Origin of the sequence: Mesorhizobium sp. AD1-1, assembly GCF_020164655.1 — a bacterium.
In the GTDB taxonomy this organism is placed as follows: Bacteria; Pseudomonadota; Alphaproteobacteria; order Rhizobiales; family Rhizobiaceae; genus Mesorhizobium; species Mesorhizobium ciceri.
In genome coordinates, this window is the sequence record NZ_JAIUGP010000006.1 from 20,743 (window position 1) to 35,561 (window position 14,819).

Consider the following 14,819-nt stretch of genomic DNA (forward strand, 5'->3'; position numbering starts at 1 on the left):
TCCCTATTCGTCCGTCCATTCCGGTTTGCGCTTGCCGATGAAGGCGCCGATGCCCTCCTCGGCGTCGCGTGCCAGCATGTTCTCGACCATGATGCGGCCGGTATAGGCATAGGCGTCGGCCAGCCCCATCTCGGCCTGCGCGTAAAAGGCCTCCTTGCCGGTCTTGACCACCAAAGATGATTTGGAAGCAATGGTTTGCGCGTATTTGGTGACGATCTGATTCAGGTATTCGCGCGGCACGACGCGGTTGACTAGGCCGAATTCCTTGGCGGTTGCCGCATCGATCGTCTCGCCGGTCAACAGCATCTCCATCGCATGCTTGCGCGAGACGTTGCGCGACAGCGCTACCATCGGCGTCGAGCAGAACAGGCCGATATTGACGCCCGGCGTGCAGAAAGTCGCCTCATGCGAAGCGATCGCAAGGTCGCAGCTGGCGACCAGTTGCAGCCCGGCGGCGGTGGCGAGGCCGTCGACTTCCGCGATTACCGGCAAGGGATGCCGCACGATCGCCTGCATCAGCGCGGCGCAAGCCGCAAATGTTTCTGCAAAGAAGGCCTTGCCGCGATCGGCGTCGGCGCGCCGCGCGGTCATTTCCTTGAGATCATGGCCGGCGCAGAACACCTTGCCGGCAGCCGACAAGGCGATGACGCGAACGGCCTTGTCGGCCCTGGCGCGCTCGAGTTCGGCCGTCAGCGCCGCCATCACCGCCAGCGACAGCGCGTTGGCAGGCGGATTGGCGAGTGTGAGGCGCAGCACGCCCTTGTCCAGTTGTGCAACCACCGGACCCTCAACGGCCGCAGGCTTGATGGCAAGGATTTCGGCCATGGCTAAGGTTCTCCGCGATTCCGCTGGGGCTGCCAGACTATCTAATACCGGATCAGGTTTCGTCCAACACCGATCGCTTGCGCCAAGGGACGAAGGTTGTCAGAAATGCCGCGCTGCGCTCATACAGGCCTGGCGCAAAGCGAGAGACTAAGACATGCCCGCCCAGACCAACCTCAAGCCCGTGCTGACCGCGCAACAAGTCAATGCGCTGATGGAAACCGTCTATCCGCAGCTCAATGAGCAGTTCAAATATTTCGAGGCGATCGACGTGTTCCCGGGCGGCTGCACCGTGCGGCTCAACGCCGGCGAACGGCATTTGCGTCCCGGCGGCACGGTGTCCGGCCCCTCGCTGTTCACGCTGGCCGACATTGGCGGCTACGTCTGCGTGCTCAGCCATGCCGGGCCGGATGCGCTTTCGGTCACCGTCAACCTCGACATCAATTTCGTGCGCAAGGCCGAGGCAGGACCGATCGACGGCCATTGCCGCATCCTGAAGCTGGGAAAGAGCCTGATGGTGTTCGACATCGACATCGTTGCCGGCCCAGACGGACACACGGTGGCGCATGCCACCGGCACCTATTCGATCCCGCCGAAGCGGAATGGTGATGTGGTAAAATAATACCTTTTGTTCAAGCTATTGTTTTTGCTACATTTTACCTGATATCTACCTTTTCGTTCGCCTTGACGCGGTCACCACCCTCGCCTATAAGCCTCCACGAAGCAGCGGCCCGCAAAGGCCGCCGTTTTGTTATTGGCGGCGGGCAAGCGCCTTTCGCCAATCCAAGCAACAAGAAACGCCTTCTCTTATGAAGGTCAGAACCGAGAGCAGAAAACATGACAACCTTTTCGCAGAAGCCTGCGGATGTGGTGAAGAAGTGGATCCTGATCGACGCCGAAGGTCTCGTCGTCGGTCGTCTGGCCACTGTCATCGCCAATCATCTCCGCGGCAAGCACAAGCCGACCTTCACCCCGCACGTCGACGACGGCGACAACGTCATCGTCATCAATGCCGACAAGGTGGTGTTCACCGGCAAGAAATTCACCGACAAGGTCTATTACTGGCACACCGGCCACCCAGGCGGCATCAAGGAGCGCACCGCGCGCCAGCTGCTCGAGGGTCGTTTCCCCGAGCGTGTCGTCGAGAAGGCCGTTGAGCGCATGGTCCCGCGTGGCCCGCTCGGCCGTCGCCAGATGAAGAACCTGCGCGTCTATGCAGGCGCCGAGCATCCGCATGTCGCCCAGCAGCCCGTCGTGCTCGACGTGGCCAAGCTGAACGCCAAGAACAAGAAGGTCGCATAAGATGGCTGAGCTTTCCTCGCTCGCAGAACTGGGCGCCGCCACCGGCAACACCAATACCCAGCCGGCGGCCCCCGTCCACGTCCAGAAGCTCGACAAGTCGGGCCGCGCCTATGCCACCGGCAAGCGCAAGAACGCCATTGCGCGCGTCTGGGTGAAGCCGGGTTCCGGCAAGATCATCGTCAACGACAAGGAATTCGCGACCTATTTCGCGCGTCCGGTCCTGCAGATGATCCTCAACCAGCCGATCATCGCCTCCAACCGCGCCGGCCAGTACGACATCGTCGCGACAGTCGTCGGCGGCGGTCTCTCCGGCCAGGCTGGCGCCGTGCGTCACGGCATCTCCAAGGCGCTGACCTACTACGAGCCGACGCTGCGCGCCGTGCTCAAGAAGGGCGGCTTCCTGACCCGCGACAGCCGCGTCGTCGAGCGCAAGAAGTACGGCAAGGCCAAGGCCCGTCGTAGCTTCCAGTTTTCCAAGCGCTAAGCACTTCGCAGCTTCAGACAATCGAAAAGGCCGCCTCCGGGCGGCCTTTTTGTTTGCGGCTCGGCAGTCACCCCACCCACGCCTACGGCGCGACCTTCCCATCGAGGGGAGGTAAAGAGCACGGCGCCCTACCTCCCTCAATGGGAAGGTCGGCGCGGAGCGCCGGGTGGGATGATGGCGCCGGAAAACAGGTCAGGCCTTGCCGCCCTTGATATAGTCGATGAACGCCCGCAGCGGGGCCGGAACCAGGCGCCGGCCGGGATAATAGAGAAACGGTCCGGGAAAACTCTGCCACCACGGTTCGAGCACGGGCTCAAGAGCGCCGCTGTCGAAGTAAGGGCGCAGCCAGCCCTCGAACAGGCCGATGATGCCGGTGCCGGCAATAGCCGCGTCGACGGCAAGATCCGTCGCCCCGCCGATCCGCACGATCAAGGGGCCTGTCGGATCGACCCGCACCACCTCGCCGTCTCGCTCGAATTCCCACGGCAGCATCGCACCGCTGGCAAAGCGCCCACGCACGCAGGAGTGGCCAAGCAGGTCGCTCGGGTGTTGCGGGCGGCCATGGCGATCAAGATAGGCAGGGCTGGCGGCCGTGGCGAAACGCTGCACGCGCGGTCCGATCGGCACCGCGATCATGTCCTGCTCCAGCCGCTCGTCATAGCGGATGCCGGCATCGCAGCCGGCCGCCAGCACGTCGACGAAGTTCTCGTCGGCGATCACCTCCAGCCGGATACCGGGATAGGCGGCGAGGAAACCCGGCACGATATCGGGCAATATCAGCCGCGCAGCACTGACCGGCACGTTGAGACGCAACGAGCCAGCCGGCCTGTCGCGAAAGCCGTTCACCACGTCCAGCGCCGCCTCCACCTCCGACAGCGCAGGGCCGAGCCGCTCCAGCAGGCTGAGGCCCGCCTCGGTCGGGACAACGCTGCGCGTCGTGCGGTTGAACAGCCTGACACCGAGCTGCACTTCCAGGCGACGCACCGCCTCACTCAGGCCGGAGGCGCTGCCGCCGCTCGCACGCGCGCCGTCGCGAAAGCCGCCGGCGCCCGCCACCGCCACGAAGGCATTCAGATCGCTGAGGTCCATCATTGTTCGCCATTCCGCACGGCCTGTGTGGATTGTACCGGATTATCACGAGGTTGGGCAGCGCCTATCTCTGCCTCCTCATAGGAGATCAATCATGCCCAACATCCAACAATCCGGCACCTTCGCCCCCGCCACCTTCAAGCTTGGCAGCCGCACCGTGAAGCGGCTCGGCTACGGTGCCATGCAACTCGCGGGACCCGGCGTGTTCGGGCCGCCCAAGGATCATGACGCGGCATTGGCCGTGCTGCGCGAGGCGATTGCGCAAGGCGTCGACCATATCGACACCAGCGACTTCTACGGTCCGCACGTCACCAACCGGCTGATCCGCGAGGCGCTGGCGCCCTACCCCCAAGATCTCGTCATCGTCACCAAGATCGGTGCCCGGCGCGGCGCGGATGGATCGTGGCTGCCGGCCTTTTCCGCGGAAGCGCTGACCCAGGCGGTGCACGACAATCTCAGCAATCTCGGGCTCGAGGTGCTCGACGTCGTCAACCTACGCATCATGTTCGATACCCATGGCCCCGCCGAAGGATCGATCGAAGCGCCGCTTACCGTGCTGGCCGAGCTCCAACAACAGGGTCTGGTCAGGCACATCGGGCTGAGCAACGTGACGCCGGCGCAGATCGCGCAAGGACGGGGGATCGCCGAGATCGTCTGCGTGCAGAACCAGTACAATCTGGCGCATCGCGGCGACGATGCCCTGATCGACGATCTTGCCCGCGATGGCATCGCCTATGTGCCGTTCTTCCCGCTCGGCGGCTTCAACCCGCTGCAATCCTCCACCCTGTCGGAAATCGCGGCGCGCCTCGGCGCCACGCCAATGCAGGTCGCGCTCGCCTGGCTGCTGCGCCGCGCGCCCAACATCCTGCTGATCCCCGGCACATCGTCGGTCGGGCATCTCAGGGAGAACCTCGCTGCGGCTGAACTGGAATTGCCACAGGATGCGCTCAGCGAACTGGACGGCGTGGCGCTAGCGGCTTGAAGCTAACCAATCTCCCCCCTCGTGAGGGAGATTGGCAGCGTCAGCCGCCGCTTAATTGATGCTCGCCGTATTCGCCGGCTCAACCGGCCGCGCCTCGTCGGCATAAGGCACGCGAAAACCATTCGCGGCCAGCCAGTCGATTGCCGCCTTCGGCTCGTCGGTCTGGATGATGGTGGCGCCGCGATCGGCCCAGAAACCCCAGCTTTCGCGCGGCAGGCTGGCCTGCACCGCCAGTTCGTCGCCGCGGCCGCCGGCGAGGAAGCCGCCCGGTTTGTTGGCGATGGCGTAGGTGTCGGCCCAGATGTGCCAGTTGCCCCTCACAGCGGCCGCGCGCATGCGCGTGCTGAACAGCGGCCCGCCCGTCTCGGTCAGCATCTCGGCGCCTGCCCGCCAGTTGATCAACTCGATCGCGCGCGGCGAGAAGGCGCGGTCGACCGTCCCGGCGAAACCGGCGTCATGCACCGCGTCATCGGCGATGATCGGCATGAACTGGAAGCCGCCGCCAATGGTCTCCATGGCGGCCTTGACCGTGGAAATCCGTTGTGAATTCCACAGGTTCTCCTTGACGATGACCTGTTCGGCCATGCCGAGACCGCGAGCGACCGCAATCATGCCCGGGAGGGCGCCGACGTCGAGCTTGTTGTCGAGGTTGATGAGGATGCGGTTTCTGGTCGCCATCAGCATCTCGTGCAGCGTCGAGACTGTTTCACCTGTCGCCGCACCGGTGCCCTCGACCACCAGCCGGCATGTCTTCAGTTCGGCCAGCGTGTACATGACCACCTCGCCCTTGCAGGTCGTGGTGCGGTCGAGCCAGCTGTCATGCATGACGACGAACTCGCCGTCCTTCGAGCGCCTGATGTCGACCTCGACGATTTCGGCGCCCATGGCGATCGAGCCCTCCACGGCGGCAATCGAATTTTCCGCGTAGAGCGTCTTGCCGGCCTGCATGCTGCCGGCGCGATGCGCAGCCACCATGACGTGATCGCGCCATTGGTTGGCATGCTCGAAGCGGTCGAGGATCTGTCTGGCGCGGGTCTCGCCGGCCAAGGCCTGGCCAGAGGCGGCTGCCACGGCCGTGTAAAGCAGAAAACTCAGCCAGATGGTCCGCATCGAGAATCGCTCCTTGCCGGATCGACACCCGGATAGGCGACGCCCGTGACATCTGGGTGAACGAAGCCGGCTAGCGGAATACTCGCAGCAGGTGCGTCAGATGCGTATCGAGAGCCTGCGGAACCACGCCATGGCCGGCATCTCGACAAAACGCCAGGTGATCCAGGAGGCGGCAATGGTAGCGGCGAGCATGACGACGATCGCCACCGCCCCCGTCCAGCCGGCACCGAAGCCGGTGGCAGGCTGGCCGCGCAGCATGAAGTCGCCGATCAGGCCAAGGCCGAGCTTGCGCTCGACGAGCCCGGCGACGTTGATCAGGCGCGCCTGGACGAAGATGTGGACCATGTAGATCGAATAGGACAGCGCGCCGAGCGTCAGCATGAACGGGGCTCTGAGCAAGGCGCTGATCCAGCCACCCTCATGGGCGAACAGAAACAGCGCCAGCGCGAACACCAGGGGTGCCGCGATGCCGAAGTCATTGTCGCCCGCCAGCGAAACGAAAAGCACGATGACGGCCACCATGACGATTTCGGCAAGGGTCCAGTCCATGCGCGGGCCGCCCCTGGCGAGAGCCTGTCGCGCCCCTGCAATGGAATCATGCTGAAACCAGGCCAGCAAGGCGCCGAGCGAGAAGCCGTACAGGCAACGGATGAAGCCGAAATCGAAGGACACATCCATATGATGGGTCGAGAAGCCGAGCAGGAACAGCGGCGCGGTGACGGCGGCCGCGACGAACCATATCCAGGCGCGCGCGCCGGCGACGAAGACCACGCCGGCAAACAGGAGATAGGCGAAGAACTCGGCCGAAATGCTCCAGCTCGGCGCATTCCAGGTCAATTGATCCTCGAAGCCGACACCCTGCAGCAGAAGGAGATTGGCAAGCAGGCTGTTGAGGTCGAAGCCGCCGGTGAAGGGGGCAGCCCCCGTGCCGTGCAATTGCGGCAGCATCAGCCGCAGCAGCTCGAAACCGGCGAAGGCGGCAAGCATGAGCAGATGCAGCGGGTAGATGCGGCCGAAACGGACCAGGGCGAAACGCGCGACCTGTCCCGGCTGGTTGAGCCGATCGCCGTAGCTGCTGGCGATGACGAAGCCGGAAAGGACGAAGAAGAAATCGACGAACAGGTAGGACGAACCGATGAAGGCGCTTTGCGAAATCGTCGAACCGGTAGGAAAGTGAAACAGCGCCACCAGAAGCGCGCAGATGCCGCGCCACGAATCGAGGACCAGGAAGCGTTCGCCGGCGACCGTGCCGGTGTGGGTCGACGCCGCGGCACGGGTGGGGTTGAGAAACGCGGTCTGCGTCATGATGATACAATCCTGTCTTGCCGTGGCACTCGGGCAGCGCCATTCCGTCTCGCCAAGCTATGACTGGCATCTTCCGTGCCGGTTCTGTAGTTGTTGCAACCCGATGAAAAACGAGGATCCGTAATGGCGAACCACACCATCGACAACGCCTTCACCGCCCGTTCCAAAACGGGCGCCGCGTTTGAGCCGACCTATTCCGGCGCGCTGTCGTTCATGCGGCGCAAATACACCAAGGACGTGAAGGGCGCGGATGCGGTGGTGTGGGGTATTCCCTTCGATGCCGCCGTCACCAACCGGCCTGGCGCCCGCTTCGGGCCGCAGGCGATCCGCCGTGCCTCGGCGATCCTCGACAACGACCCGCAGTATCCCTTTTCACGCGATCTGTTCGAGCATCTGGCGGTCGTCGATTACGGCGATTGCCTGCTCGATTCGGGCAACCATCAGAAGACGCCCGGCACGATCGAGCGCGAAGCGGCGAAGATCCTCAAATCAGGCGCCTTCCTGTTGACGCTCGGCGGCGATCATTTCGTCACCTGGCCACTGCTCAAGGCGCATGCCGCCATCCATGGTCCGCTCGCTTTGGTGCAGTTCGACGCCCACCAGGACACCTGGCCGGACGACGGCAAGCGCATCGACCACGGCTCCTTCGTCGGTCGCGCCGTCAAGGAAGGCATCATCGATCCCGACCGGTCGATCCAGATCGGCATCCGCACCCATGCGCCCGACACTTTCGGCATCAAGATCCTCCATGGCCATGAAATCGAGGAGATGCGGGCGTCCGACATTGCCTACGCCATTGTCGACCGCACCGGCGGCAAGAAGACCTATCTCACCTTCGACATCGACTGCCTCGATCCGGCCTATGCGCCCGGCACAGGCACGCCGGTTGCCGGCGGGCCGTCCTCGGCCAAGATCCTGTCGACGCTGCGCCAGCTCAACCAGATCGATATTGTCGGCGCCGATGTCGTAGAGGTTGCGCCGGCCTATGATCACGCCGATATAACGGCAATCGCCGGCTCGATGGTGGCCATGCAATATCTCGGTCTGCTTGCTGAACGGAAAGCCCGGCTTGAAGAGCTGAACAACGGCAATCACAATGGTGCCGCAGTGATTCAGGGTCAGGGCATATAGTCTTGAAAACTCAGGGAATTTGAACAACCCATGAAACCGAAAATCTTCATCGACGGCGAACACGGCACCACCGGCCTGCAGATCAGGGCGCTGCTTGCCGAGCGCGGTGATCTGGAGATCATTTCCATCCCCACCGAGCGTCGCAAGGAAACGGCGGCACGTGCCGAGTTCCTCAATGCCGCCGATGTCGCTATCCTGTGCCTGCCCGACGACGCGGCGAAGGAAAGCGTCTCGCTGATCGCCAACGACACCACCAGGGTCATCGATGCGTCGACCGCGCATCGCGTGGCGGAGGGCTGGGCGTATGGTTTCGCCGAGATGGACAAGGACCAGGCAAAGGCGATTGCCTCGGCAAAGCGCGTCGCCAACCCAGGCTGCTGGCCGCAGGGACCGATCGCGACGCTACGGCCGCTGGTCACAGCAGGCCTGCTGCCGGCCGATTTTCCGATCACCGTCAACGGCATTTCGGGCTATTCCGGCGGCGGACGGCCGATGATCGAGGACTACGTCGCCAAGGGCGAGGACGCCTCGGAATTCCTGCCTTACGGCCTCACCCTGCAGCACAAGCACGTGCCGGAATTGAGGGCCTATGCAAGGCTGTCGCATGATCCGATCATGCAGCCGGCGGTCGGCAATTTCGCGCAAGGCATGATCACCGTGGTGCCATTGCAACTCGGCGGCCTCGACCATGTGCCGACCGGTGCGGAGCTGCATGCGGCGATTGCCGACCATTTCGCCGCCATCAAGGGCGGTGTGGTCGAGGTGGCGCCCTATGCGCATTCGGAGCGCATGCCGGAGATCGATCCGGAGATCTACAACGGCACCAACCGGATGAAGGTCTATGTCTTCGCCAACGACAAACGGGCGCAGGCCCTGCTGCTGGCGGTCTACGACAATCTCGGCAAGGGCGCCTCGGGTGCCGCCGTCCAGAACATGGATCTGATGCTCGGCCTCTGATGGACACGCCAGCCTTTCCGGCGCGCTGGAAAGTCAGCGCGCCCGAACTTATTGCCGAGACCTTTTCGAGCCGCATCTGGAAGGTTTTGCGCGAAGACGGATCGCCGGCGATCGTCAAGGCGCTGAAGCCTTTCGATGACGTCGCCGACGAGTTGCGCGGAGAGCACTATCTCGCCTGGCGGCGCGGCGAAGGCGCGGTGCGTCTGCTCGGCCGCGACGGCCACAGCATGCTGCTCGAATATGCCGGTGAAACCCTGCTGCAGCAGGTTCTCGACGAACAGGGCGACTTTGCCGCGACCGCAATCGCGGCGGAGGTGATGGCAAAACTGTTTTCACGGGGGAAAGCCCCCTACCCGTCCGAGCTTCAGCCGCTCCGGGAACGCTTCGCCAGCCTGTTCGACAAGGCGAATACCGATCGCGACGCCGGCCTTGACAGCCTCTATGTCGAGGCAGCCGTCATCGCCGAGCGGCTGCTGGCCGATCCGCAAGACATCAGGCCCCTGCATGGCGATCTGCATCACGAAAACATCCTGCACGGGCCGCGCGGCTGGCTGGCGATCGATCCGAAGGGCGTGCTCGGCGATCCCGGCTTCGACGCGGCGAACATGTTCTACAACCCGCTCGACCGGGACGATCTCTGCCTCGATCCGGAGCGGATCGCTGATATGGCCGAGATCTTTGCCAGAACACTGAGCCAGACACCGACCGCTATCCTCGATCATGCCATTGCCTGTGGATGACTGTCGGCGTCCTGGCATCACGAGGACGACAATGCGGTCGAGGAGAATCGCGAATTGTCGATCGTCAAGGCGATCCGGGCGGTGCGGGCAGGCTTCTGATCCGACCCAGTAGATCGGCTCGGGATCAGCCCCTGAGCGCTATCCCCGTCGGCAAGGGATAGGCGCCCTTGGTGCCACGCCAATGGGCTGCTGCAAAGCCCAGCACGATCAGCGCAAACCCCTGATGGGTCAGCGCCATATGCAGCGGCACATGCATGAGCAGCGTGCCGATGCCGATCGAGGCCTGCGCCAGCACCAGTAGAAACAGCAGCGTCGCGCGGCGCGCATGCGTCGAGCCTGGCAGCCGCCGGCGCGTGGCGATCATGTGCCACAAGGCCACGACGAATACCGTGTAAGCGCCAAGCCGATGGACGAACTGCACCGTCTTCGGGCTCTCGAAGAAGTTGCGCCATGCCGGCTCGAGGATCAGCAGATCGCCGGGAATGATCTTGCCGTCCATCAGCGGCCAGGTGTTGTAGCTCAGGCCCGCATCGAGCCCGGCGACCAGGCCGCCGAGATAGATCTGGATCAGCGCCAGCAGCACGATGAAGCCGGCCAGCCTCTGCGTCGACCTATCGGCGGCAGGCTCGGAATGCGGCGCCAGGCCCCGCGCGACCACCATGGTGGCGGTGAAGATCAGCGCGGCAAGCGTCAGGTGGGTCGCCAGCCGGTACTGGCTGACGGAGACCCGGTCGACCAGGCCAGAGGCCACCATCCACCAGCCGATGGCGCCTTGCAGGCCGCCAAGCAGCAGAATGCCCACGAGTTTCGGACCCAGGCCGCGCTCGATGCGGCGCGTTGCCCAGAAAAACAGCAGCGGCAAGGCGAAGACCAGGCCGACGCTGCGCGCCAGGATGCGATGCGCCCATTCCCACCAGAAGATCGATTTGAACGCTTCGATGCTCATGCCCTTGTTGAGCTCGGCATATTGCGGGATCTGCTGATAGAGCTGGAATTCCTCCTGCCATTCGGCATCGTTGAGCGGCGGGATTACGCCATGGATCGGCTTCCACTGCGTAATCGACAGGCCGGAATCGGTGAGCCTGGTGGCGCCGCCGACCAGCACCAGCGCAAACAGCACCAGAAGCACCACATAGAGCCAGGCGCGCAGCAGCGCCCGGTTATGCAGGTCGCGGTCGCGGGCGACGTATGGCGCGGCAGCTGATATGGCAGCCATGATCTTGTCCCGGCAGGTTGATTTGGCGGATTGGTGGACCATCGCACCCGTGCTGGCAAGACCATCCGGCGCGGCACGCCGTCGCGCCGCGTCTCACCGGTTGCGCAGTCTCGCCTCAAGGCCTATGCGAGGCCGTTACCCCCTTGAGCCTGCCAGGCCGCCTGTGCAAATTCCGGCATGCTCGATCAGGAGACCAACCATGCCCCTGCGCCTGAAAAAGCTGATCGGAATGTTTCTGCTGGTGGCGCTGGTCATCATCTATGCGCTGGTCGCATCGATCTTCGCGGTCGCCCGGCTGTCGGAGTCGGGTCCGTGGGTGCATTTCCTGTTCTTCCTGCTCAGCGGCCTGCTCTGGGTGCTGCCGGCAATGGGCATCATCAAATGGCTGATGCTGGAGCCGAGGGCCAAGCGCTAGGCGAAACCGCCAGCGTCAGATGGTGACGACCATCTTGCCGGCATTGGCGAGCGGCGTCGTCACGCCCGACAACATGGTGCGAATGTGGGCGAGGCTCTGATAGCGGCCGTTGACGGAAATGCGCGGCAAAGCATGCAGGAACCCGGCATGTTCGGCGCGCAGCACGCCGTGGCGCGTCGTCACGGCAGAGGTGTAGCCTGCGTCACGGGCAAAGCCGACTTCGCGACAGCCTACGGCACTCGCATAGCCATAGGGGTAAGCGAAATGGCGGGGCTCTTCGCCCAGTTCGGCCAGCAACATGGCGCGCACGGCGCCGATCTCGTGCCGGGCATCGGCTTCGGAGAGCCGCTTCAGATTGCTGTGGTTGATCGTATGGGCGCCGATCGTCACCAGCGGATGCGCGGCGATGCGGCGGATTTCGTCCCAGTTCATCAGTGTCCGCAGGCGCGGACCGTCGGCGTCGATGCCATTTGCGCGAGCCAGATCGCGCAACACCGCCTGCAGGTCCTCCTCGCGGATTTCGGAGGTGAGATAGGCGTGCAGGCGTGCATTGGCCTGCAGCTTCTTCGCGGGGGTCGAGCAATCGATCGACAGCGGACCATTCGGCCGCGTCAGCATCAAGGTATCGCGCGCGTTGACGATGTCCTCGACAACGTCCCACCACAGGTCGGCTGTGCCGTTGATCAGCCCGGGCGCGACATAGATGGTCATCGGCGCGCCGTGCTTCTCCAGCACCGGCAGCGCCTCGACCATATTGTCGCGATAGGCATCGTCGGCGGTGATCGTGGCAAACTGACCGCCTTTGCCGCCCGCCTTGATGCGCTCGACGGCTTCGTCCATGGAGACGAAGGCATAGCCATGCGCCTTCATGTCGGCGATCATGGCATCGAGGAACCCGGGCGCGATATTCAGATGCCGGTTGACGCCGTCCGGCTTTTCCGGCGTCGCGGTAACACGGTGCAGCATCAGGATGGCGCCAATGCCGCCGATGAACGGCTTGGCCAGCGGTGCAAGGCCGGTATAGCGGGCGACGTTCAGCGCCAGTTTCCGGATTGCCTCCCCGCCGTCGATCATTCATTCACCTTTTGCGCCTAGGCTGATCCAAGCACGGAATGCGCCTATGCGAACCCCCAAATCGCGACCAATACGCCCTAAGGATTGAGGTATGGTTGACGCAACTGCGTCATTTGACGGCAATCGGCTTGCGGCAACCGAGGCATCGTCGCGCGCCTTGCCACGGGACCGTGCCGGCCTGTCGATCTCGGTGGCGTCCACGGACGGACTGGCGGCCTATGCCGAGTTCTGCCGCTCGGCTCTGTTTGGTCCGGCGCAGAGTGCTGCCTGGATCCTGAACTGGGCGGCCGAGACACGACCGGACCTGCTCGTCGCGACGCTGAGTGCCGAGGGCAAACCGGTTTTTTCGCTGGCGCTGGAGGTTGCCTCGAAGGGGCCGTTCCGGATCGCCCGCTTCATGGGTGGGCGCCACGCCAACGGCAACTTCGTCGCCGCGGACCCGAACTGGCTGGCCAAGGTGGATATGCCGGCCCTCCGGTCGGTGCTGGCGGCCATCGCCGAGGCACGCCCGGACATCGATCTGGTCGCGCTCGAGCGGTTGCTGCCCGATCTCGAGGGCGTCGCCAATCCGCTCGCATCGCTTGACCATTTTTCCAGCCCCAATCTGTCGCTGGCCGTCGATCTCGCCGGCGGCTTCGATGCGCTGCTTTCTCGCGCCAGCGGCAAACGCAAACGCAAGAAGCACCGGTCGCAGATCCGGAAATTCGAGACCGTCGGCAGCCACCGGCGCATCGAGGCCCGCACCCCCGACGAGGTCGACAGGCTGCTCGACGCCTTCTTCGAGATGAAGGAACTCCGCTTCCGCAAGATGGGCATCGCCAACGTCTTCGGCGACGCGCAGGTGCGCGGCTTCTTCCGCGCGCTGTTTTCGCAAGCACTTAGCGAGGACAAGCCTTCCTTCGTGCTGCACGGGCTCGAGGTTGCCGGTAAGCTGCGCGCCATTACCGGTTCAAGCCGCTCGGGCAAACGCCTGATCTGCGAATTCGGAGCGATCGCCGAGGACGATCTCGGGCACGCCAGCCCCGGCGACTTCCTGTTCTTCGACAACATCCAGGAAGCCTGCGAGACCGGTTTCGAGGTGTATGACTTTTCGGTAGGAGATGAGCCTTACAAGCGGCTGTGGTGCGATATCGAAACGCGGCATTTCGAAGTGCTGGTCCCCTTGACCGTGAAGGGCCGCATGCTGGCGCTGACGCTTCGGCAAGGCGCGCGGCTGAAAGCCTTCGTCAAGAACAGCCCGACGATCTGGAAGCTGACCAAGGTACTGCGCCGCAAAGCCGCCGGCCAGGCGGCGCCCTCGGAAGAAGATAGCTAACGTAATGACGCCGATCATCCGCACACTGTCCCTGCAGGAACTGGCGCTTCTCGTCGACTGGGCAGCCGCGGAAGGCTGGAATCCGGGTCTTGAAGACCCGGCGATGCTCCAGGCGGCGGACCCCGAAGGCTTCATCGGCGCCTTTGTCGGCGACGACATGGTCGCGGCAATTTCGGCCGTGGCCTATGGCAGCGAATTCGGCTTCATCGGCCTCTACATCTCCCGGCCTGACATGCGCGGCATGGGCTACGGCAAGACGGTGTGGGACGCCGGCATGACAAGGCTTGCAGGCCGGACCGTCGGCCTCGACGGCGTCGCCGAGCAGCAGGCCAATTACCGGCGCAAGGGCTTCGCGCCGGCCTACGAGACCGTCCGCTTCACCGGGCGCAAGGCAGGCCCGGCGGCCAGGGCCGATGGGTTGCGGACGATTACAACGCAACTCCTGTCCGATGTCGTCGCCTATGACGCCCATTGTTTTCCGGCGCCGCGGCGGGCCTTCCTGCAGCGATGGCTGCAAGAACCGCATCATGGGTTGGCGGCAATCGGTTCGCGCGGCGTCACTGGCTTTGGCGTGGCGCGCCGGTGTCGATCCGGCTTCAAGATCGGCCCGCTGTTTGCCGACGACATGGAAATCGCTTTGCAACTCCTGGAGGGACTGGCCGGTGCCTGTGAGGGCGGCGAGCTGCATATCGACGTCCCCGCCGATAACACCGGTTTCATAACTGCGCTCGATGCGGCCGGCTTTGCGCCGACCTTCACCACCAGGCGCATGTACAAGGGGCCTGCCCCGGAACTGGACCGGCAAAGGGTGTTCGGCGTAACGACCCTGGAACTGGGCTAGATCGGGCGAACCGCCGAACGGCTCCGCCAGGCGATC

At 64.1% G+C, this 14,819-nt stretch carries 15 protein-coding genes and 1 pseudogene; 10 read left to right on the forward strand and 6 right to left on the reverse strand.

The window, feature by feature from the left end; all coding sequences use genetic code 11:
* Positions 1-3: 3 nt before the first annotated feature.
* Positions 4-825 (reverse strand): enoyl-CoA hydratase, encoded by an 822-nt coding sequence (locus LB519_RS13400; protein WP_224620230.1) that lies wholly within the window; start codon positions 823-825, stop codon positions 4-6.
* Positions 826-979: 154 nt separating this feature from the next.
* Here LB519_RS13400 and LB519_RS13405 point away from each other — a divergent pair, with 154 nt between their 5' ends.
* The 3 genes from LB519_RS13405 to rpsI all read left to right on the forward strand — a co-directional run bounded on the left by LB519_RS13405 (position 980) and on the right by rpsI (position 2,608).
* Entirely contained in the window at positions 980-1,444 is a 465-nt protein-coding gene (locus tag LB519_RS13405) for a PaaI family thioesterase (protein WP_027162402.1), read from the forward strand.
* 215 nt (positions 1,445-1,659) lie between these two features.
* Positions 1,660-2,124: a 50S ribosomal protein L13 gene (gene rplM / locus LB519_RS13410; protein WP_013532205.1), complete on the forward strand. Its 465-nt coding sequence runs from the start codon at positions 1,660-1,662 to the stop codon at positions 2,122-2,124.
* 1 nt (position 2,125) lies between these two features.
* Positions 2,126-2,608: a 30S ribosomal protein S9 gene (rpsI, locus tag LB519_RS13415; protein WP_023810272.1), complete on the forward strand. Its 483-nt coding sequence runs from the start codon at positions 2,126-2,128 to the stop codon at positions 2,606-2,608.
* Positions 2,609-2,800: 192 nt separating this feature from the next.
* Here rpsI and LB519_RS13420 read toward each other — a convergent pair whose 3' ends face one another.
* A complete protein-coding gene (locus LB519_RS13420) occupies positions 2,801-3,700 on the reverse strand; it encodes a LysR family transcriptional regulator (protein ID WP_224620231.1) in 900 nt (299 codons plus the stop codon).
* Positions 3,701-3,791: 91 nt separating this feature from the next.
* Between LB519_RS13420 and LB519_RS13425 the strand changes: the two genes are divergently transcribed.
* Positions 3,792-4,679 carry an aldo/keto reductase family oxidoreductase gene (locus LB519_RS13425; RefSeq protein WP_063171941.1) on the forward strand — a complete coding sequence of 296 codons (888 nt, stop codon included), beginning with the start codon at positions 3,792-3,794 and terminating at the stop codon, positions 4,677-4,679.
* Positions 4,680-4,730: 51 nt separating this feature from the next.
* Here the strand turns inward: LB519_RS13425 and LB519_RS13430 are convergent, their stop codons facing one another.
* Positions 4,731-5,789, reverse strand: coding sequence for a glycerophosphodiester phosphodiesterase family protein (locus tag LB519_RS13430; RefSeq protein WP_224620232.1), 1,059 nt, complete (start codon positions 5,787-5,789; stop codon positions 4,731-4,733).
* 96 nt (positions 5,790-5,885) lie between these two features.
* Complete coding sequence (locus LB519_RS13435) at positions 5,886-7,094, reverse strand: acyltransferase family protein (RefSeq protein ID WP_224620233.1); 1,209 nt, start codon at positions 7,092-7,094, stop codon at positions 5,886-5,888.
* A gap of 123 nt (positions 7,095-7,217) precedes the next feature.
* Here LB519_RS13435 and speB point away from each other — a divergent pair, with 123 nt between their 5' ends.
* The 3 genes and pseudogenes from speB to LB519_RS13450 all read left to right on the forward strand — a co-directional run bounded on the left by speB (position 7,218) and on the right by LB519_RS13450 (position 10,021).
* A complete protein-coding gene (speB, locus tag LB519_RS13440) occupies positions 7,218-8,225 on the forward strand; it encodes an agmatinase (protein ID WP_013532211.1) in 1,008 nt (335 codons plus the stop codon).
* Positions 8,226-8,255: 30 nt separating this feature from the next.
* Positions 8,256-9,182 (forward strand): N-acetyl-gamma-glutamyl-phosphate reductase, encoded by a 927-nt coding sequence (argC, locus tag LB519_RS13445; protein WP_013532212.1) that lies wholly within the window; start codon positions 8,256-8,258, stop codon positions 9,180-9,182.
* A pseudogene (locus tag LB519_RS13450) lies at positions 9,179-10,021 on the forward strand (aminoglycoside phosphotransferase family protein). The gene argC and the pseudogene LB519_RS13450 overlap by 4 nt, the downstream one beginning before the upstream one ends.
* A gap of 25 nt (positions 10,022-10,046) precedes the next feature.
* Here the strand turns inward: LB519_RS13450 and LB519_RS13455 are convergent.
* Entirely contained in the window at positions 10,047-11,138 is a 1,092-nt protein-coding gene (locus tag LB519_RS13455; protein ID WP_224620234.1) for a COX15/CtaA family protein, read from the reverse strand.
* Between the two features lie 199 nt (positions 11,139-11,337).
* Here LB519_RS13455 and LB519_RS13460 point away from each other — a divergent pair, with 199 nt between their 5' ends.
* Positions 11,338-11,553, forward strand: a complete 216-nt coding sequence (locus LB519_RS13460; RefSeq protein WP_013532215.1) for a DUF2842 domain-containing protein — start codon at positions 11,338-11,340, stop codon at positions 11,551-11,553.
* A 15-nt stretch (positions 11,554-11,568) separates the two neighbouring features.
* Here the strand turns inward: LB519_RS13460 and LB519_RS13465 are convergent, their stop codons facing one another.
* Entirely contained in the window at positions 11,569-12,627 is a 1,059-nt protein-coding gene (locus tag LB519_RS13465) for a polysaccharide deacetylase family protein (RefSeq protein ID WP_224620235.1), read from the reverse strand.
* Positions 12,628-12,718: 91 nt separating this feature from the next.
* Here LB519_RS13465 and LB519_RS13470 point away from each other — a divergent pair, with 91 nt between their 5' ends.
* Positions 12,719-13,942 carry a GNAT family N-acetyltransferase gene (locus LB519_RS13470; RefSeq protein WP_224620236.1) on the forward strand — a complete coding sequence of 408 codons (1,224 nt, stop codon included), beginning with the start codon at positions 12,719-12,721 and terminating at the stop codon, positions 13,940-13,942.
* 4 nt (positions 13,943-13,946) lie between these two features.
* Positions 13,947-14,783 (forward strand): GNAT family N-acetyltransferase, encoded by an 837-nt coding sequence (locus tag LB519_RS13475; RefSeq protein ID WP_224620237.1) that lies wholly within the window; start codon positions 13,947-13,949, stop codon positions 14,781-14,783.
* The last annotated feature ends 36 nt before the right edge of the window (positions 14,784-14,819 follow it).